The sequence below is a fragment of the Exiguobacterium sp. s11 genome, assembly GCF_018619015.1.
Taxonomy (GTDB): domain Bacteria; phylum Bacillota; class Bacilli; order Exiguobacteriales; family Exiguobacteriaceae; genus Exiguobacterium_A; species Exiguobacterium_A indicum.
The window spans coordinates 82,608-101,338 of the sequence record NZ_JACSNF010000001.1; the positions used below are offsets into that span (position 1 = coordinate 82,608).

Sequence of the window (18,731 nt, forward strand, 5' to 3'; positions counted from 1 at the left end):
TTTTGAATGACGTCCATTTTTCCTGTGTCTTGTCTTGTTTATGATACAGGTAGAGAATGGAAGGTGACAATATGAAATGGAAAGAAATACCGAAACCAATTAAAGTACGTCTTATCACATCGTTTTTCAACCGGGCTGTCTCGTTCTCCATCATGCCGTTCATGGCCCTCTTGTTCGTCCAGGCATTCAACGAAGTCATCGCCGGTGCATTTTTGATCGCGATGGTCTTCGTCAGCTTCATCACGAATCTACTCGGCGGATATCTTGCCGACCGCTTTTCCCGCAAACGTCTGCTCGTCACGACTTCTGCGCTCACAGCGCTGACGTTCATCACGATGACGATCTCATTGACACTCGACTGGATGCTGTTGTTCATGGTCATTTACGCTGTCTTCTCGGTGACAAGTAATCTTGGTCGGCCGGCAATGGGGGCGATTATCATCGATGCAACGACGAAGGAAAACCGCCAAGCGGTTTATGCGCTCGACTACTGGCTGATCAATCTCTCGATCGCCATCGGTACGGCGCTCGGGGGCTGGCTCTACGTCAGTAACCAACTGCTGTTGTTCGGGATATTAAGCTTCACGTCGTCCGTTTTACCGATTGCCTATTATCTGTTTCTTGACGACACACCACGGACGTGGCAGCGTCAAAAACTACGTGGTGTCCTCACGGATATCTTCACGAGCTATCAACTCGCTTGGCGGGATCGTCCGTTCGTCAAGGTCGTTTTCGGTTCGATGTGTATCTTAGCGGCTGAGTTTTCGATGGGCAGTTACGTCGCCGTCCGACTCGCCGATTCGTTCGAACCGCTATCATTTGCCGGGTGGTCGATCAACGGGGTCCGGATGATGAGTATCATCAACATCGAAAATACGTTGCTCGTCGTCACGTTGACGTTCATCGTCCAGCGATTAGCGAAGCGTTTGTCTCCGCGCCGGACGCTCGCTGCGGGTCTCATGCTGTACACGATCGGCTACGTCGTCGTGACGAGTGCCAACAGCATGACGGCACTGATGGTCTTCATCTTCATCGCAACGATCGGCGAGTTGCTCTACTCTCCGGTCTTGAACACACAAAAAGCGAACATGATGCCAGCCGATCAACGTGGGGCGTACTCAGCGTTCGCGGGAACGTCGTTTGCTGGAGCGGATTTACTTTCTCGGTCGACGTTTCTCGTCGGGACCTTCTTGATTCCGTCGATGATGAGTGTATACCTCGGATTGATCCTCCTAACGGGCTTTGGATTAGTTTATACGAGTCTGTTCGTGAAGGAATCTGTCGAGCGAGAGCGAAACGTATCTTAATAAGGGGGAATATAGATGAACTTACCAGATACTATTGAAACGCCACGGCACCTGTTACGCCGTTGGCAAGACGACGATGCAGAAGCATTGTATGCTTACGCGAAGGATCCAAATGTTGGACCAAAAGCAGGCTGGGCGCCGCACGCGTCACTTGACGAAAGCCAAGAAGTGATCGGCATTTTCCAAGCGTCACCTGGCGAATATGCAGTGACCGATAAGGAAACTGGTGAAGTGATCGGTAGCTTCGGTTTTCACTTCAATCGTCGTCCGGACGATTCAATCACCCATGACCGTCAAGTTGAGATCGGCTATGTCCTCGCGCCTGATTACTGGGGAGAAGGGCGGATGCCGGAAATCGTCGAAGCAATACTTGATTTCATCTTCCGGGAACTGCCGATCGATGTCGTCTGGTGCGGGCACTTTGATTTTAATGACCAATCACGCCGTGTCGTTGAGAAACTCGGTTTTACCCCTGTTCTTGACCGACCATTCGTCTTAGAACGAATCGACGGTCGGACCGTGACGAGTCATGTCTACAACTGGACGCGTGAGCGGTATGAAGCAAAGCGTGAAATAACGAACACGTAATTGAAACCGACACAAGTAATCAGCGAACTTCTCTTAATCTGAGAATTTCGCTTTTTATTTGATTTGATGTGTAAAAAAAACTTTACTTTAAGTCAAAAAAACTTTACTGTTTATTTATGGTAATAAATATAGTGTGATGAAAGGAGAGATGGTTTGGGCATCAAGAGTGATGGATTCATTAAGAATCGATTAGCGGTTTTAAGAGCTGAAAAAGGATGGTCGCAAAAAGAATTGGCAGAGAAGGTCGGAGTCAGTAGACAAACCATTATTTCTTTAGAAGGAAGTCGCTACAGCCCTTCGTTGATTCTGGCGTTTGAAATTGCATATTTATTTGATAAGGATATTAACGAATTATTTCAATATGAACGAGAAGGTGAGGGAAAAGGGTGATTATAAACATAATAGTAATACCGATTTTTCTATTGAGCTTATTCGTATCGCTACCGTTTATTTTCGGTGAGGAAGGAAAAGATGAGCGGGGAAGACGAATTGTTTCAAGCGCATATACGTATACTTTTCCGATTTTTCCGATTGGTTGGTTACTGTTAGAAACCTATCATCGTAATTACGCTGACCTGACGTTTGTCGATTATCGAAATATATTAGGATTACTTATTCCTCTAACGTTCATTGTTTTAGGTGGTGTGATTTTTACATTAAAAAGACGAGTGTAAATCATTGATCCACTCAAATAACTCAAGATGTGAAAGGTGTGAAAAGTCATAAGACAAAGCAGCGACGTTTTCAAGGTGAGAGAACGTCGCTGCTTTGTCTAATTTTCTACTTAATGATTAAGTGATTAATCTGCCTGACTGTTCTTAGATGAACAGATAAAAGTAACTGCAATCGTAATCGAGGTCAAAACATAACTCACGAGGACGGCGGTAATCTCTGACAAATTAAATACAAACAAAAGCAGCAGTTGAGGCACGAAAAAGACGAACACTGCAATCGGTAAAATCCATGTCTTCGTCTTCCATGCCGTGACGAGAATCCAGGCAATTAGAAGGGCACCAATTAACCAACCAACGCTCGGAGATAACGTGATTTTGGGCGAATCAATGAGTCCGTTGACGATCAACAGTCCGACGATCAGAAGAAGATGAACACTCCCATGAATCCCGTAACGCAGGAGGCGTGGTCGAGCAGTATCGCGTAAGGCGTCTTTGCGGAACAACAATGCAAGTGTCGTCAAATAAACAGCGCTTATCAGTAAGAAGCCACCGACGAGCAGGATACTGTAAGTCATCGTGCCATTCAAGAGATTTTGTAAGTATAGAAAGCTGGAAGCACCAAGATACACTTGCATGATCGTCCAAAAGGCTTGTTTTGAATCAAATGCCATCTCGTGTGAGATCGACTGGATGTAGGCAGCAGGACTGTCACCCGTGATGGAACGAACCGATTTGCCATCCGCTTCCGCTTCAATCAGATGGTCTTCGAGTTCAAGGACGATCTCGTTCGTCGCTTGTTCATTTTTTCCCGAAGCAAGCAGGTAGACCTTCAAGTCTTCCAAAAATCGGGTTGATTCCGTTGATAGGGTCATCTCAATCATCCTCCTTTAAAATACTTTCAACACTTGTCGAAAGGTGTTGCCATCTTTCCTTGAATGCGGTGAGTTCTTCTGCACCGCTCGTCGTGATCGAATAATACTTCCGTTTCGGACCGGACGGAGAGACGCGTGAAGTCGCTTCGATCCAGCCCAGTTTTTGCATCCGGATCAACAATGGATAGATCGTTCCTTCGCTGATGTCAGAGAAACCGTATGCTTTCAGTTTCGTCGCTAGTTCATAACCATAAATCTCTTCTTCCGCGATCAGTGCAAGTAAACAACCGTCGAGAATCCCCTTTAACATTTGCGTCGATGACATCCACATCATCCTTTCGCTACTTGGTATTACAAGGTAATGATATACCAAGCTATTTTGTATTACAAGGTAGCTGGAGGAAAAAGATTCATTTCCCTGAAAAAAAGGTAAACAAATCATAAAGTAGATACGTCGCTTGTTTAGAAAAGGGAGGTATTGATCGTGGATAAGCGGAATACTGTCGTCTCGGCGACCGTCGTCTTCATCATCATGGGTATCGTCATGGCTGTCTCTGCGTTTGGTTTCGGCATTCGTTATGGTGAACCGGAGTTGTTACGTATCGCGATCTTCGGTGAAGTCGTTACAGCGATTTTTCTCGTCTGGTACATTCGTCGACATGCCACGTTTGCTGCCATCGGGTTTTCGAAACTGCAGTCGCGGGGTCTGATCTGGTACATTCCGTTACTGCTGATCGTTATCGTTCAAGTCGGATTGATCGTCAATGCGATGCTCACGACCTCGATTTCATCATCGGCACTCCAACTTGTCGGAATCGTCTTCCTGACGACCTTATTCGTTGGTTTCAATGAGGAAGTCTTGTTTCGAGGCATCATCTTACGTTACCTTCGACCGAACGAACATCCGTATCGTGCCGTCCTCATCAGTGCGCTCCTATTCTCATCTTTCCACTTGCTTAATTTGATCGCCTTGATTCCCCCAGCAGCGATGTTGTTCCAACTTGCGAATACATTCGTCTTTGGTGTGTTCTTAGCGATCATCGCACTCAAGCTGAATACTCTTTGGCCATTGATCATTTTTCATGCGTTATGGGATTTCGCGAGCATCGCAGCGGATGTCGTGAACGTCAATTTAGGCATCACTCCTCTTTTGACACAAGCTTATCTACTCGTCGCGATTGTCATTCAATTGATCTTGTTGAAACGGCACGATCTCAGTCACCTGAATGGACCGATGAATCCACGTAACGTTTGAATAGTTGACTCCTCGTTGTTTGACGGGGAGTTTTTTTGAATAAAGCTAGTATCAATGATTAATATGTAATATATTACTTGTATGAAACCTACAGATGATTTAGCCATTGCACGACTTCCTCTCAGTGAGGAAGTATATCGACGTTTACAGCATCACATCATCACTTTACGCCTCGCCCCAGGTGAGAAGGTGAACGATCAAGCGCTCGCGGAAATGTTCGGTGTCAGCCGGACGCCGGTTCGCGAAGCCTTGAAACGACTCGAGGAGGAGGGATTGATTTTTGCGAAACGGGGCTCGCGGACGATCGTGACGGAGCTTGATGCTGAACAAGCACAGCAAACCTATCCAATCATCGCGACGCTGCACGGGCTGGCAGCGCGTCTAGCCGGACCGCAATTGACGGAAGACGACTTGATGGAACTTCAGACGATCCATCAACAGTTCACGACGGCAATCGATCAACAGGAGACGGAGACAGCACTGACGTTAGACGATGCCTTTCACGATGTCTTTGTGTTGCGCAGTCAGAACGCTCAGCTACGAGAAACGATTCGCCGATTAACACCGCTGATCCACCGGCTTGAATACGCCCAGTTCGATCGACTCGGACGCCAATCGATTGCCGATCATGCGGCGATTTTGATCGCGTGCCAACAACGGGATATCGAACAGCTCGTCCAAGCGACGGAACACAACTGGAACGGACTCGGACGTCTACTCGTCTCGACCCTAAAGGAGGAGCGCTGATGCGACCGATCATGTATGGCATCCTAGCGGCGATGTTCTTTGCCGTCACCTTCATCTTGAATCAATCGATGCAAGGAGCAGGGGGGCACTGGATTTACAGTGCGTCGCTTCGCTTCTTCTTGATGTTGCCGTTCTTTATCGTCATCGTCTTGATGCGCCGAGGCATCGGGCGCGTCATACAAGCACTGCGAGCAGACATCGGCTTTTGGTTACTATACGGAACGATAGGTTTCGGATTGTTTTACGGTAGCATCTGTCTTGCTGCCGATCATGCGCCAGGCTGGTTGATTGCCGGAACGTGGCAATTGACGATCCTAGCCGGACCGCTCCTTGCACCGTTGTTCAAGCAACGGATTCCGTGGTCGGCCCTTAAGTATTCCGTCTTGATCGTCCTTGGCGTCGTCGTCATGCAGTTATCCGTCGCAGGAAGTCTATCGCTACAATCCTTACTGTTCGGTGCCTTGCCGGTGCTCGTCGCTGCGATTGCCTATCCGCTCGGGAACCGGAAGATGATGGAACGGTATGGTAACGAGCTCGACGTGTTTGAACGGATCCTTGGGATGACGATCGCGAGTCTACCGTTTTGGATCGTGCTCTCCGTAATTGCTTACATACAAGTCGGATTACCAAGTGTCAGTCAAGTGACCCAGTCCGGCTTCGTCGCCTTATTCTCAGGCGTCATCGCGACATCGCTCTTCTTCTACGCGACGTCACTCGTCCGGACGGAACCGGTCCGGTTAGCCGCGATCGAGGCGACCCAGTCGTTTGAGATCGTCTTCACCGTTCTCGGGGAGATTTTGTTTCTCCATGCGGCACTACCGACGGGACTCGCGACATTCGGGATCATCCTCGTCATGCTCGGGATGACGTTGCATAGCTTGAATCAGGTGGAGCGGACGGTCGTCCGTCCTGCGAAACGAAAAATCAATTGAGAAAGTAGGCTGTCAGATGGTTTTAACAGGTACACTCGTCAATACCGTCCTGATCATCGTCGGGACGTTGCTCGGATTGATGTTCCACCGGATTCCGGAACGGATGAAGGAGACGGTCTTGCAAGCGATTGGTCTAGCCGTCGTCGTCCTCGGGATCCAGATGGGAATGAAAAGCACGAACTTTTTGATCGTCATCGGTAGTCTCGTTCTCGGAGGTACGATCGGGGAATGGTTCCGTCTCGATGAGAAGCTCGACCGGATGGGGGCATGGCTCGAACGTAAAATCAGTCGCGGTCGACCATCGAATATCGCCGAAGGCTTCGTTACCGCGACGTTGATTTTCGTCATTGGAGCGATGGGTGTTCTCGGTGCGCTCGACGGTGGACTACGTCAGGATCACGACGTCCTCTATACGAAGGGATTGATTGACGGCTTCACGGCGCTCGTCCTCAGTTCAACGCTCGGGATCGGCGTCATGTTCTCAGCGATTCCCGTCTTTCTGTATCAAGGAGCGATCGCACTGAGTGCCGTTGCGATCACGAAGTTCATTCCCGACGCCGCCTTGCAAGAATTCATCTTGGAGATGACGGCGACCGGTGGAGTGATGATTGCAGCGATCGGTCTTAATCTCGCCGGAATCACGAAGATCCGCGTCGCGAACTTGTTACCGGGCATCGTCATCGTCGCTGTCATCGTGACGGGCTTACATCTATTCTAACGAAACATCCCCGCCTGTCCGAAAGGACGAGCGGGGATGTTGTGTTATGTCTCAATTAATTCATGTGTCTCGTATGCCGTGATCGTATGGGCATCGTAATGGAAGTCATGCAGTAACGGGTGTTCGGTCGACAGAGCAATCGGTAGGTAGTGCCGGAGGTTGCTGATGATACCCATGTTATCGTCGCTTAAAATCCAGTCGAGTGATTTCCAATCGAGGATTCCTTCAACTGTCATGACCGGTGTCGGAAATGGACGATTTTCTAAATCAGCCAGGTAGAGGTACATGCCAGAAGTCTCTTCCCCATGTAAGCGGACGATGCCTTTTGATGTCACTGAGGTGAGCGTGATACCTGTCTCTTCAAACGTCTCGCGGATGACGGCAGCTTCCGGTGTCTCGCCCGGTTCGATCTTACCACCGACACCATTCCACATGCCCATCGCCGGACGTTTTTGCCGATTGACGAGTAAAAAGTGGTCCGCATGGCGGATTAAACAAAGCGTATAACGATCCATGATTTACGACTCCCGTCCTAAAAAGTGTGTATTGTACAGCATGTCGAATTGGGCGGGACCTGCGACCGGTAACTCGGTCGTCGTCGTTTCTTCAATCCGTAACGTCCGCTCAGTCAACGTCTTTTGTCCGCGCGGCGTCCGCATCGCGACGAGGCGACCTTTATTGAATGGCGAAGCGTCGCTCTGCTGGATGATCTGTTCCATCTTCGATAAGTCATCTGTTGTAATGGATGTCTCGCGGTCGAACCGGTAGCCAGTCACAAACTCCGCTTGTCCCGTTCGCTTCATCACAAGTGTGTCATTATTGATGATCCGGTAACTGCCGCTAGCGGAATGAACGGTCTCCCCATTCAACGGAACAGGAACGAGCGGTAAATTGACGCCGAAGCCGGTATCGAGCAAGTGCGTTTCATTCCAAATGATCGCAACATGGGTCGGTCCGGTCGCTGACCAGGCGTCCGACTTCGTATCGTAAACAGTCGCTTGAACGAGTCGAACGGGACAATTCAGTTCCTGCAGGACCCGGTGCAGCAGTCCGTTCAGGTCGTAACAGACACCACCGCGTCGCTCCGTCAAGAATGTTTCGATGAAGCGCTCGTCGCTAAACGGACGGATGCGTTTCTCAAGGACGGTCGTATTCTCGAACGGTAACTGGTAGGCGAAGGCTTCGAGTAAGTCAGGTAATTGATCAAACGTGATTGCATCGAGCGGAAACTCAATTCGCTGTCCTAAGTCTTTCATCCAATCCATCTCTGATCCCTCCTTTATTCACTACCTGATTATCCCATATTGCTTCAGAAAATGTGGATTTCAGTCTATATTATCTGAAAATAAGGATTTCCCTTTTGTTCGATGGAAATCTTTGATATGCTGAGACAGGATTAATTAAGAATGATTCTCAATGTCGAATCACGAATCAAAGGAGGTCTCACCATGAGACGGAAAACTTGGATGACAGCGTTGACGCTCCTCGTGTTGAGCAGTTTGATGCTTGCGGCTTGTTCTAGTCAAGCAGAGCAATCGAACGAAAAGACGCGGACGATCACGCACGAAGCAGGAAAAACGAAAGTACCGGAAAAGCCGAAGAAGGTCGTCGCGCTCGAATTCTCGTTCGTTGATGCATTAGATGAACTCGGCATCACACCAGTCGGGATTGCACAAGAAAACAAGACCGATGTCTCCGGATTACTCGGAAAAGACATCTCGTTCACGGAAGTCGGTACACGCCAACAACCGAATCTTGAAGTGATCAGTTCCTTGCAACCGGACTTGATCATCGGCGACTTCAATCGTCATAAAGGGATTTACAAGCAATTACAAGAAATTGCACCGACGATCATCTTGAAGAGTCGCAATGCAACATATGAAGAGAACATCGATTCGTTCAAGACGATTGCTGAAGCGGTCGGCAAAACGAAACAGATGGACGATCGCCTTGCGCTTCATGAAGAGCGCTTGCAGGCAGCGAAGAAGAAGGTTGATCCAAAAGATGACCGGAAAGTCATGGTCGGTGTCTTCCGCGCCGATTCACTGACAGCACACGGTGAGACGTCGTTTGACGGTGAGTTGCTCGAGAAGATTGGTATCGAGAATGCCGTTACGAAAACAGCGGAACCGACCGTGACGATCACGTTAGAGCAGATGGTCAAGTGGGATCCGGATGTCATCTTCATGGCGGAAGCCGATCCGAAGTTACTGAAAGAGTGGAAGGATAATCCGCTCTGGAATCAGATCACAGCGGTCAAAAACGGAGAAGTCTATGAAGTCAATCGTGACCTCTGGACACGTTACCGTGGTCTGGACGCTGCTGAACAAATCGTTGACGAAGCAATTCAATTGCTCAAACAGAAATAACGAACGACAAAAAGCCGGAGCAATCTGGCTTTTCGTCTTGATGAAAGGGGAAAGATCCGGTGCAGCGGAAACGTCTGATTTTCGTACTTATCTTACTCAGTGGCTTGGCCGTTTATAGTAGCTTGTTCTTTGGTATCACACAGATGAATCCGGTCCACTTAGTGCAGGAGTGGATCAGTGGCACGACCTCTAAAGCGGGACTCGTCCTGACGAATCTGCGCCTGCCGCGTCTCTTACTCGGATTGTTGCTCGGAGCAAACCTTGCTGTCGCTGGAGCGATCATGCAAGCTGTGACACGGAATCCGCTCGCTTCACCACAAGTCTTTGGGGTCAATGCTGGTGCGTCGTTTCTCGTCGTCTTAAGCCTACTCATCTTTCCGTCACTCGGAACGGCGAACTTGCTTTACTTCGCTTTTGCCGGTGCCTTACTCGGTGGCGTGCTCGTCTTTTCATTCGCTTCGATTCGCGGAATGACGGCGTTAAAACTTGCCCTCGTTGGGATGGCGATCCATCTCTTATTGACGTCGCTAACGAAAGGCTTGATCTTGTTCAACGATCGAATTACGAACGTGTTGTATTGGTTGTCCGGTTCGCTCAGTGACGCAAGCTGGCTCGAACTCCGGATCGTCTTACCGTGGTCGCTCGCCGGTTTGATTCTTGCGGCAAGTCTTGCGAAGTCGCTCGCCGTTTTCCAACTCGGGCAAGACGTCGCGGTCGGACTCGGACAAAAAGTGACGCGGATCCGTCTGCTTGCCGGCATCAGTGTCGTGTTACTCGCAGGGGTGACGGTTGCCGTCGCCGGAGCAATCGGCTTCATCGGTTTGATGGTGCCGCATATTACGCGTCGCCTCGTTGGTGAGGACTACCGGATCGTCTTACCCGTCTCTGCCGTCATCGGTGGTCTGTTGTTGACGTACGCCGATGTCCTCGCGCGCTTCATTGCCTATCCGTATGAATCACCGGTCGGCATCGTGACGTCATTACTCGGAGCACCCTTCTTCCTTCTGCTGGCACGCCGTCAGATGAAAGGGGGATTACGATGAGAGAGATGCGTCGGATTCTACTTGTCGCAGTAATCGTTTTCGTCACAAGCTTCGCCTTACTGTCGGTCGGTTCGATTCAGTTGTCGGTAACGGAACTCTGGCAGTCGTTCTTCGGTGGAAAGGATGCCTTCATCGTCCAAAATTACCGCTTGCCGCGAACGGTCCTTGCCTTTTTAGCAGGTGCGAGTTTCGCTCTTGCTGGAGTCATCTTACAAAGTGTCATCCGCAATCCATTGATCTCACCGGACGTGATTGGGGTGACGAATGGAGCGTCTCTGTTCGCTGTTTTGACGATTGCCCTCGTGCCGGACGGTCCGCTCTTGTTGACACCGCTCGCCGCCTTTATCGGAGCAGCACTCGTCACGTTAGCGTTGATGATGCTTGAGCGGGGTGGAAACGTCTCACGCAGTTCGTTTGCGTTACTTGGTATCGCCGTTAGTGCGATCTGTGCTTCAGGAACAGAATACCTGTTGATTAAATTTCCACTCCAGACGAACGATTCACTCGTCTGGCTTGCTGGAAGTCTGTTCGGGAAAGGGTGGCAGGAAGTGTTGATCTTAGCGCCGGTGCTCGTCGTGATTGGTGCGATCCTCTTCTATCGCCATCGTCAACTCGATGTCTTATCACTTAGTGAGGAAGTCAGCATTGGTCTCGGGTTACCGATTCAGCGGACGCGGCACGTCTTCTTAGCGCTCGCTGTTGTTCTAGCGGGTGTTGCCGTCGCGACGGTCGGTGCAATCGGCTTCATCGGTCTGATTGCTCCACATATGGCACGGCGTCTCGTCGGACATAAACATCTCGCCGTTTTACCGATGGCGCTGTTACTCGGCGGTGGGCTGCTCGTCGTCGCCGATGCGCTCGGTCGCGGGATTCATCCGCCGCTTGAAGTACCAGCCGGATTGATCACAGCAATCATCGGTGTACCGTACTTCCTGTATCTCTTACGAAGAGAGCGGGCTTCATGAACAGATAGCAGAAAATAAAAATAATCCCCCTCATTTCATAAGTGGAATGGGGGGGATGTTGTATAAAAGTTTTTGTTTGATTCATCATGAGGCAAGTTATTCACTTTATGCCGAGCGAATTTCTGAACCTAAATTCAAGAAGATCTCTTCCAACGACGCTTCCTCGACTTCGAGTCGATACACGTTAACGTGTTGCGAGACGAGGTAGCTATTGATCGTAGCAATATCGTGTTCACTTTGGACGATGAACGTCGAGTGAGTAGAGGAGACGATGACGTCTTTCGCAAGTGTCGACAACTTGGTCTGCAGATGTTGTTGTGTATCATTGTCGAGCAACGCATGTTTTACGTGAACGGTGATGTTCTTCTCATGTTGTTCCCGTAACTCCTCCATCGTGCCTTGCGTCTGAATCGTTCCGTCCTGCATGATCGCAATCTCCGTACACAGTTTTTCGACCTCGTCTAAGTTATGAGACGTTAAGAAAATCGTCGTTCCGTCTGCTGCGATCTTGCGAATCAAAGTATGAATCCCGAGAATCGAGTTGGCATCAACGCCAGACGTCGGTTCATCTAAAAATAGGATTTCCGGTCGATTAATCAGGGCTTGGGCGATCCCGAGCTTTTTTTTCATCCCAAAGGAGTAGTTCTTCGTTTTCACATCGATGGCGTCTTCAAGTTGGACATCACGGAGGAGTTGTTTTAATTCGTCCGTCGTCGTCTTCAGACCGAGGACTTTACTGAAATACTTCAAGTGATCGTGCGCCGTGAAGTTTTCGTAAAAGGTCGAGTAATCCGGCAGGACGCCGATTCGGGTCCGGACGTCCTTCAAGGAATCATTCGGTGCTCCGAGTAACTCGAACGTTCCGGATGTCGGACGGACAAGACCTGTGATCATGTTGATGAATGTTGATTTACCGGCGCCATTTTGACCAAGGAAGCCGAAGATGGCCCCTTGTTTGATTTCGAGATTCAACTGGTTGACGACGGTCTTATTGCCGTACTGTTTCGTTAGATTGGTTGCGCGAAGGGCTAGCATCATAAATCTCTCCTTTTAAAGATCATCAAGCTCGCGATGACGAAGACGGCGATATGGATCAAGACAAGATAAGTGTATGCAGTGTTTTCTTGCGTATAGTAATAATAGGGCGTCAAGTAAGACAACGTATCAACGATGACATTCTTCGAAATAAGACTCCACATCCCAATGACCGGAAGCGCGATCGAGATGAAGATGCCGACGAACATCGTCATTGCAGAGCTGTTGACGACTGTCGAAAGAAACAGCGACAGACCGATGAAGTAAGAGACGAAGATGATGCTTTGGATCAAATCGACGATCGAGAACGATTTTGAAAACGGAACGATCAACAAGAGGGCAACTGTCAGACAGAGGACCCAAAACGAGACGTTGCCTAAAAACTTTCCCAAAATGATGTTCTCACGAGATGTTTTCGTCGCAAGAAAACGAATCGTCTTCGATTCAATCTCTTTGTTGACGCTACTATGAGAAATACTCGTCACGAATAAAGGAGATGCTAAGAACAGGAGCAGCATCAAACCGATGATATAGGCGTTGTCACCTAGACCGAGATCACTGAGTTGTTCTTTGAACTGGCTGACAAGCTTAGCTGAACCAATCGTCACACCGAACAAGACGACGATGATCAGGATGGCTCGAATACTTTGGAAAAGCGATTTAAATTCTCGAAGTGTAATCGCGAACATATCGACACACCTTTCTGTTTGAGTTTAGTATTGCCGTGCTATCTTTTTATTCTTCGTGACGTTAGTGATACCGGCGATCAAATAAGCGATTGAACCAAAGACACCGGCGAGTAATGTGAAGATCCCACCGAGAATTGCAGTAATGATCAACATCTTTCCTGCTGAACCGTTTTTGCGAATCCGGACGATCGAGACGATTCCGCCTATCGTACATAAGAGAGAGACGGCACCAAGGTATAAGAAGAATTGTTGGAAGGATGTGAGGATTTGGGTAGACGTGACATCCGTAATGTTCTCATCTTGAATGAATTGATCGACCAACTCCCTCATGCCAGCGTGATCCGCAATTGATCCAGACAATAGAAACCCACCTAAACATAATGATCCAAACAAGACGATACCGATGACAGCAAATATGTATTCCGTTGTTCTTTTCAAGTAAAACACTCCTTTTCCTTATTTTTCCGATTTTACAAACCTAAACTACCATGACTTGAATCACTATGACAAGCGAAATAATGAATATATTTTAATGATTTATTGGTTAAATGTTTAATTAATATCAAAAATACTTTAACTTTATTTAAATGAATGCTATTGTAGTGACATGGGAGGGAAATGGGAAATGAAAAAAGATGATGTTCCAGATTGGGTTTTATCTCTAGAATTGGAAGAGATGGAATTCGTTAAATAATTCATCGTAAGCTCGGGTTCTTTGAAGGAACTGGCGAAACATTATGATGTCTCCTATCCCACAGTTCGGATTCGCGTCGATCGGATCATTCAGAAAATCGAAGTGAATGAGAAAATCGAGAATGAACCGTTCATCGCATACATTAAACAAATGGCCATTGAAGATCGCATTACGATTGAGGATGCCAAAAAAATCATCGAAAAATATCGACTTGAGAGGGGTAACAACGAATGAACTTTATCATTTCTGCTTTATTCATCACCGTTGGATTAGGATTACAGCAACTATTAGCGAGTCGAAATAATCCGTATCTTGGCGTCATTATGCCGCTTCTATTGACAATCGTCATGACATGGCGATACCTCAATGGTGGGTACAATAGTTTTCTAGCTTATGCATTAATTTTAGGATTCGGTTGGATTGTACTTTCAGTTGAATGGTCGAATGGCCGGAAATCTTTTAAAAAGAACCAAGAAAAAGAACTAGAACGGATGCGCGTCCACGATACACTATGATGGAAAGCGTACATCTTTTCTAAAGGAAGACGATCTCAAAAGAGGTCGTTTTTTTAATGACCAGAAAAGAGAGGTACTGCAGTTCATTTCGTACATCAATATAAAGCAATGATTGGCAAAAGGAGCAAATGACTTTAACTTCCTCATCACAGAATCTGTGAATAAATAATGGTCTAAGTCACATCACGCTGAATTCATAAATTTCAATTCGAAAATAACTATAAAATTGAAGTGTGATTAAGAATAGAAAAACAGACGGTGAAAGTATAGGAAAAGAACAAATAACGTGATAATTTGAGAATATATTACATAATCTAAAAAAAGTGAGTGGAAAAAATGAAGCGTAAAACGATGACGTTCTTAACAGCATTGAGTGTTACCTTAACCAGCTCCTTTATGTACGAGGCATTTGCAGAGGGAAAACAAAAGGCACTGACTCCACAACAAAAAAACCAATATTATCAGCAGTATGCGGTTATTCTTCGTACTATTAATTCGCATCATCCAGATACAGATTTAGAACTCGTCGATCAAAAATCCTTTAAGGAAAAGGATTGGGTGACGCCGAACCGTTTTCGAAAGATAGCGGAAGATCGAGTCAAAGTAAAGTTCGCATCGACGTTCGATTTCTCAAAGAAAGAATCCACATCTAAATCAAAAACGATTCATGCGAAGGGGACAACATTTGCCATTTCGATCACTGGTACATTTGATACCGCACTTCGTGAGGAGGCAGAAAGGCAAGTCTTTAAAACTATCACGTCTATGACGTCAACCGCTTCATCGAGTAAGGGGACATGGAGACAGCTTGGATATACCGCTACTTTGATGGATGGCGGAAGAACATACGATGTGACGGTCGGTGGAGAATTCATTCAACATGGTATTTCTTCCACACACAACATTCCTCTGGAGTTTTATTGTAGTGCAGAAGGTGTGATTAATTAGTTCAAAGTAGCAGGGGAAGAGACATTGATATGTATCCTATAAAGCAGTAAAAAAGAAGCTTACATGATGTGTAAGTGTCTTTTTACTGCTTTTGTACGTGGAGGAGAAGATTCAATCGACACGTGACTTCGACATTTTTTCACAAAAATCATACGTATGATATACTAATTTATGTAAAATTGTAAAAGAGGTGAATGACATGGATGATAAAACACAAAAGATCTTACGGATATGGCTGAGTATTCCTAGATGGATGCGTATTTTCGTTCCGGTTCTCCTATCTTTACTTGTTGTACTCGGTGCCATTTTTAAAGGGATAGAGATGCTGATTCATCCTACTTCACTCTCGATCTCACTCTCGGATCTACTGATTTGTTTCATCCCGTCCATTGTTTTAGCTGTAGTGATTATTAAAAATACGAAGTAATCGACAGAACACTCATATGTATAAAGGAGATGAGACGATGGATCCGCGTAAGAAAAAAGTATATTTTGTTGGATATATTCTCTTTTTAATCGTGCTATTGATAGATTATTTGTTCGTCCCGAATACAGCATTTTATTCTGTCTTGTGGGTACTGCTTGGTCTTTTTTTGGTATTTAACATTTTTCTGTTCTTCCTTAAACCCAAAACGGATTGAGAACGAGCTGAAGTCATTTTTAGCAATTCGCTGCTCTAAAAAATAGCTATATTCGAATAGATAGGATGTATACAAAGAGGGTGATCCATTTCAATAACGGAATGGATCACCCTCTTTGCTTTGATTAAATAAGGTAAGTGATGTGTTGCTTACTCTACTTCATCTAGAGCAGCAGCTCCGATGACGCCTGCCTGTCCTTTCAATTCGGCAAGACGGATATCGACCTTTGAACGAAGGGAAGGATATACGAGTTCGCGAACACGTTCCTGTAACGCTTCCCAGTATAAATCAGCAGATCCCGTAACACCTCCTCCAACGACGATGACTTCCGGATCAATCGTGTGAATGATGTTTGCAAGTCCAGTTGCTAAATGATTAGTAAAACGATCCCTCTCTTGCGGATGGGCGAGTAATCGCTCGATGGACGAGGCGTGTCGTTCGTTAGCTCGTGACTGTAGTGCTGTACCACTGGCATATCCTTCGAGAGAACCTTTGTTCAACACAGGATGCAGTGGACCCGATGAGTCGATAATCGTATTGCCAATCTCACCAGCGTATCCATTTGCTCCACGGATTAGTTGTTTCATATAGACATAACCTCCACCGATTCCTGTACTGACGGTCACATAGTAGACAGATGATGAGTGACGTCCCGCGCCGTATAACGCTTCACCGAGAGCCGCGGCATTGGCATCGTTCTCGAGAAAGACGGGTAAGTCGAATGCGGAGGAAAGTGGGGTAACCAAGTCGACTTCATCCCATCCTGGTAAATTTGGTGGAGATAACAGAAGTCCAGTCTTCGTATCGAGTGGACCAGGCGCGGCAATTCCGATGTTCGACAGGTGAAATTCCTCTGAAAAAACTTGAATGGCGTACTCGATATTTGAAAGCGTCTGGGATGGACCTGCTTTAGGATTGGTCGGAAACGACAATTGTTTAACGATTTTATGTTGATTGATCACAGCGACACGTGTTTGCGTTCCACCGAGGTCGATACCGATTCGATGAGGCGTTGTCATTTTAAGAGAAGGACCAGTGATCAAGACGAGACCGTTTCCTTTGATGAGAAAGGTGCTATTTGCCGGAAGAATCGCAGTCGCTCCGACAGACAGGAGGACGTGGTCCAATTCAATCGTACCTTCGATGACCGTGATGACGCGAAACAGACGGCTTACCTCTAAGATATGTGTCTGCCTGATCGACCACTCTTCGACAAAGAAGTCGGGTGTTTGTGTCAATCTTTTACGAAAAGGAGTGAGCGTGACGGCAGGTTCCGTGTACTGGAAATGAGGAAAACGAATGATACGACGGGCTTGTTCAAGATGAAGCGGGCGTACCTTTCCCGTCACCGGATCAGACCGGTCGTAATCAAATAGTCGATAGGTCGTATCTGAATTTTGTTGAATTTCAAGGACGACACATCCTTTTGTTAACGCGTGTACTGTGCCAGCAGGTACATAGATAAAATCACCTTTAGCGATTGGCACATGCTGAAGAGACTGCAATAAAGTACCCTGATGAATGGTCTCATCAAAGTTGTTTAAGGAGGTTAACGAATGACCATAGATAAGGACGGCGTCTTCTGGACAATCTAAGATGTACCAGCATTCATTTTTACCAAATGGCTGCTTTTCAAAACGATTGGCATCCTTGTCGTTTGGATGGACTTGAACGGATAAATCCTCCGAGGCATCGATCCATTTTACCAATAGTGGAAAATCAGAGTCGGTCTCCATACCAAAAATTTCAGGGTGATTTGACCATAGTTTTTCTAAGGTGAGTCCCGTCATTGGTCCAGTCTGGACGCGTGACATGCCGTTTGGATGACTTGCTACTGTCCAGACTTCTCCCGTCCGTTGTTCTTTAGGTATCGAAAATCCATACTCTTGAAGCTTCTGTCCGCCCCAAATTCGTTCTTTTGAAAGGGGAGTAAGATAAATCGGTTTTGTCATACAAATTCCTCCTTCATCTTATTTTCAATAACAACTCTACACTTTTATAAAATAAAAATAAACAAATTAATTATCAAGTATAGACATGAATGAATTAATCCGTATAATCAAATGTGTAAGCGATTACAAATGAGGAGGGAATTGTAGATGAGAAAAATCATGTTGGCGTGTAGTTCAGGAATGTCGACGAGCATTTTGGTGTCGAAGATGCAAGAACATGCGAAGGGACTCGGAGAAGAAGCTAAAATTTGGGCAGTCGGACAAGATCAGGCGATGAAGGAGATGTCTGGTGCAGATGTCATCTTGATTGGACCACAAATGCGATTTCTATTATCAAAATTTCAGCAAGCGACAGACAAACCGGTCGAAGTCATCGATATGATGGCGTATGGAATGGCAGACGGAAAAGCAGCTTACGAACAAGCTGTGAAGTTGATGGGGTGATCGATATGCAGACGAATGAACAGACGATGGAGCAAATTGCTTTCACGATGATCTTACACAGTGGAAATGCGAGAAGTACGATTCGTGAAGCGATCGAAGTGTATAAAGATGGCACGTTTGAAGACTTCGACCAATTATTATCAAATGCAAGATCGCAATTACAAGAAGCGCATCAAGTTCACTTTAGTCAGGTCCAAAAGGAAGCAAACGGTGAGCCAACGACGCTCTCCTTATTGTTATTACATGCAGAAGATCACCTGATGTCGACGCAGACGATGCTTGATTTAACGACCGGACTCATCGAACTCATGGAACATAAGTTTTCCCAAAAATGATAAGGAGT

22 protein-coding genes and 1 pseudogene are annotated in these 18,731 nt (G+C 46.7%); 15 read left to right on the forward strand and 8 right to left on the reverse strand.

Annotated elements, in window-relative coordinates:
• The first annotated feature begins 71 nt into the window (after positions 1-71).
• The 3 genes from KNQ12_RS00540 (at position 72) to KNQ12_RS00550 (ending at position 2,285) form a co-directional block, all read left to right on the forward strand.
• The gene (locus KNQ12_RS00540; protein ID WP_214745692.1) at positions 72-1,307 is read left to right on the forward strand and encodes an MDR family MFS transporter; all 1,236 of its coding nucleotides are present in this window, start codon (positions 72-74) and stop codon (positions 1,305-1,307) included.
• Positions 1,308-1,322: 15 nt separating this feature from the next.
• Positions 1,323-1,895 (forward strand): GNAT family N-acetyltransferase, encoded by a 573-nt coding sequence (locus KNQ12_RS00545; RefSeq protein ID WP_023468211.1) that lies wholly within the window; start codon positions 1,323-1,325, stop codon positions 1,893-1,895.
• A gap of 159 nt (positions 1,896-2,054) precedes the next feature.
• A complete protein-coding gene (locus tag KNQ12_RS00550) occupies positions 2,055-2,285 on the forward strand; it encodes a helix-turn-helix transcriptional regulator (protein WP_041255440.1) in 231 nt (76 codons plus the stop codon).
• A gap of 409 nt (positions 2,286-2,694) precedes the next feature.
• On the opposite strand, the gene KNQ12_RS00555 is transcribed toward KNQ12_RS00550, so the two are convergent.
• Together KNQ12_RS00555 and KNQ12_RS00560 are read right to left on the reverse strand one after the other, a co-directional pair.
• Positions 2,695-3,441 carry a hypothetical protein gene (locus tag KNQ12_RS00555; RefSeq protein WP_023468213.1) on the reverse strand — a complete coding sequence of 249 codons (747 nt, stop codon included), beginning with the start codon at positions 3,439-3,441 and terminating at the stop codon, positions 2,695-2,697.
• Position 3,442: 1 nt separating this feature from the next.
• Positions 3,443-3,766, reverse strand: a complete 324-nt coding sequence (locus KNQ12_RS00560; protein WP_023468214.1) for a PadR family transcriptional regulator — start codon at positions 3,764-3,766, stop codon at positions 3,443-3,445.
• A gap of 159 nt (positions 3,767-3,925) precedes the next feature.
• Here KNQ12_RS00560 and KNQ12_RS17185 point away from each other — a divergent pair, with 159 nt between their 5' ends.
• The 4 genes from KNQ12_RS17185 to KNQ12_RS00580 all read left to right on the forward strand — a co-directional run bounded on the left by KNQ12_RS17185 (position 3,926) and on the right by KNQ12_RS00580 (position 7,093).
• Entirely contained in the window at positions 3,926-4,696 is a 771-nt protein-coding gene (locus tag KNQ12_RS17185) for a CPBP family intramembrane glutamic endopeptidase (RefSeq protein WP_023468215.1), read from the forward strand.
• An 81-nt stretch (positions 4,697-4,777) separates the two neighbouring features.
• Entirely contained in the window at positions 4,778-5,443 is a 666-nt protein-coding gene (locus KNQ12_RS00570) for a GntR family transcriptional regulator (RefSeq protein ID WP_041255097.1), read from the forward strand.
• Positions 5,443-6,375 (forward strand): DMT family transporter, encoded by a 933-nt coding sequence (locus tag KNQ12_RS00575; protein WP_214745694.1) that lies wholly within the window; start codon positions 5,443-5,445, stop codon positions 6,373-6,375. The genes KNQ12_RS00570 and KNQ12_RS00575 overlap by 1 nt, the downstream gene beginning before the upstream one ends.
• Positions 6,376-6,391: 16 nt before the next feature.
• Positions 6,392-7,093 (forward strand): DUF554 domain-containing protein, encoded by a 702-nt coding sequence (locus tag KNQ12_RS00580; protein WP_023468217.1) that lies wholly within the window; start codon positions 6,392-6,394, stop codon positions 7,091-7,093.
• A gap of 44 nt (positions 7,094-7,137) precedes the next feature.
• On the opposite strand, the gene KNQ12_RS00585 is transcribed toward KNQ12_RS00580, so the two are convergent.
• Positions 7,138-7,608 (reverse strand): NUDIX hydrolase, encoded by a 471-nt coding sequence (locus tag KNQ12_RS00585; protein WP_023468218.1) that lies wholly within the window; start codon positions 7,606-7,608, stop codon positions 7,138-7,140.
• Positions 7,609-7,611: 3 nt separating this feature from the next.
• The gene (locus KNQ12_RS00590) at positions 7,612-8,358 is read right to left on the reverse strand and encodes an arylamine N-acetyltransferase family protein (RefSeq protein WP_023468219.1); all 747 of its coding nucleotides are present in this window, start codon (positions 8,356-8,358) and stop codon (positions 7,612-7,614) included.
• Positions 8,359-8,595: 237 nt separating this feature from the next.
• Between KNQ12_RS00590 and KNQ12_RS00595 the strand changes: the two genes are divergently transcribed.
• The 3 genes from KNQ12_RS00595 to KNQ12_RS00605 are packed head-to-tail and all read left to right on the forward strand — an operon-like array spanning position 8,596 to position 11,470.
• The gene (locus KNQ12_RS00595; RefSeq protein WP_369792085.1) at positions 8,596-9,462 is read left to right on the forward strand and encodes an ABC transporter substrate-binding protein; all 867 of its coding nucleotides are present in this window, start codon (positions 8,596-8,598) and stop codon (positions 9,460-9,462) included.
• Positions 9,463-9,521: 59 nt separating this feature from the next.
• Positions 9,522-10,505, forward strand: a complete 984-nt coding sequence (locus KNQ12_RS00600) for a FecCD family ABC transporter permease (RefSeq protein ID WP_255998426.1) — start codon at positions 9,522-9,524, stop codon at positions 10,503-10,505.
• Positions 10,502-11,470 carry a FecCD family ABC transporter permease gene (locus KNQ12_RS00605; RefSeq protein WP_353047603.1) on the forward strand — a complete coding sequence of 323 codons (969 nt, stop codon included), beginning with the start codon at positions 10,502-10,504 and terminating at the stop codon, positions 11,468-11,470. Before KNQ12_RS00600 ends, KNQ12_RS00605 begins: the two co-directional genes overlap by 4 nt.
• A 105-nt stretch (positions 11,471-11,575) precedes the next feature.
• On the opposite strand, the gene KNQ12_RS00610 is transcribed toward KNQ12_RS00605, so the two are convergent.
• The 3 genes from KNQ12_RS00610 to KNQ12_RS00620 are packed head-to-tail and all read right to left on the reverse strand — an operon-like array spanning position 11,576 to position 13,632.
• Positions 11,576-12,505 carry an ABC transporter ATP-binding protein gene (locus KNQ12_RS00610; protein ID WP_214745696.1) on the reverse strand — a complete coding sequence of 310 codons (930 nt, stop codon included), beginning with the start codon at positions 12,503-12,505 and terminating at the stop codon, positions 11,576-11,578.
• Positions 12,505-13,194 carry an ABC transporter permease gene (locus KNQ12_RS00615; protein ID WP_214745699.1) on the reverse strand — a complete coding sequence of 230 codons (690 nt, stop codon included), beginning with the start codon at positions 13,192-13,194 and terminating at the stop codon, positions 12,505-12,507. The genes KNQ12_RS00610 and KNQ12_RS00615 overlap by 1 nt, the downstream gene beginning before the upstream one ends.
• Before the next feature lie 24 nt (positions 13,195-13,218).
• Positions 13,219-13,632, reverse strand: a complete 414-nt coding sequence (locus KNQ12_RS00620) for a DUF4064 domain-containing protein (protein WP_023468225.1) — start codon at positions 13,630-13,632, stop codon at positions 13,219-13,221.
• Positions 13,633-13,819: 187 nt separating this feature from the next.
• Between KNQ12_RS00620 and KNQ12_RS00625 the strand changes: the two are divergent.
• From KNQ12_RS00625 to KNQ12_RS00635, 3 genes and pseudogenes are all read left to right on the forward strand, one after another.
• Positions 13,820-14,122, forward strand: a pseudogene (locus tag KNQ12_RS00625) (DUF2089 family protein).
• Entirely contained in the window at positions 14,119-14,403 is a 285-nt protein-coding gene (locus KNQ12_RS00630) for a hypothetical protein (protein ID WP_023468226.1), read from the forward strand. The pseudogene KNQ12_RS00625 and the gene KNQ12_RS00630 overlap by 4 nt, the downstream one beginning before the upstream one ends.
• A 336-nt stretch (positions 14,404-14,739) precedes the next feature.
• Positions 14,740-15,351, forward strand: coding sequence for a hypothetical protein (locus tag KNQ12_RS00635; protein ID WP_144080700.1), 612 nt, complete (start codon positions 14,740-14,742; stop codon positions 15,349-15,351).
• A 790-nt stretch (positions 15,352-16,141) separates the two neighbouring features.
• On the opposite strand, the gene KNQ12_RS00640 is transcribed toward KNQ12_RS00635, so the two are convergent.
• Positions 16,142-17,944 carry a type I phosphomannose isomerase catalytic subunit gene (locus KNQ12_RS00640; protein WP_051353605.1) on the reverse strand — a complete coding sequence of 601 codons (1,803 nt, stop codon included), beginning with the start codon at positions 17,942-17,944 and terminating at the stop codon, positions 16,142-16,144.
• Positions 17,945-18,091: 147 nt separating this feature from the next.
• Here KNQ12_RS00640 and KNQ12_RS00645 point away from each other — a divergent pair, with 147 nt between their 5' ends.
• The gene (locus KNQ12_RS00645; protein WP_023468230.1) at positions 18,092-18,388 is read left to right on the forward strand and encodes a PTS sugar transporter subunit IIB; all 297 of its coding nucleotides are present in this window, start codon (positions 18,092-18,094) and stop codon (positions 18,386-18,388) included.
• A gap of 5 nt (positions 18,389-18,393) precedes the next feature.
• On the forward strand, positions 18,394-18,723 hold the full coding sequence (locus tag KNQ12_RS00650; protein WP_041255102.1) for a PTS sugar transporter subunit IIA: 330 nt from the start codon (positions 18,394-18,396) through the stop codon (positions 18,721-18,723).
• The last annotated feature ends 8 nt before the right edge of the window (positions 18,724-18,731 follow it).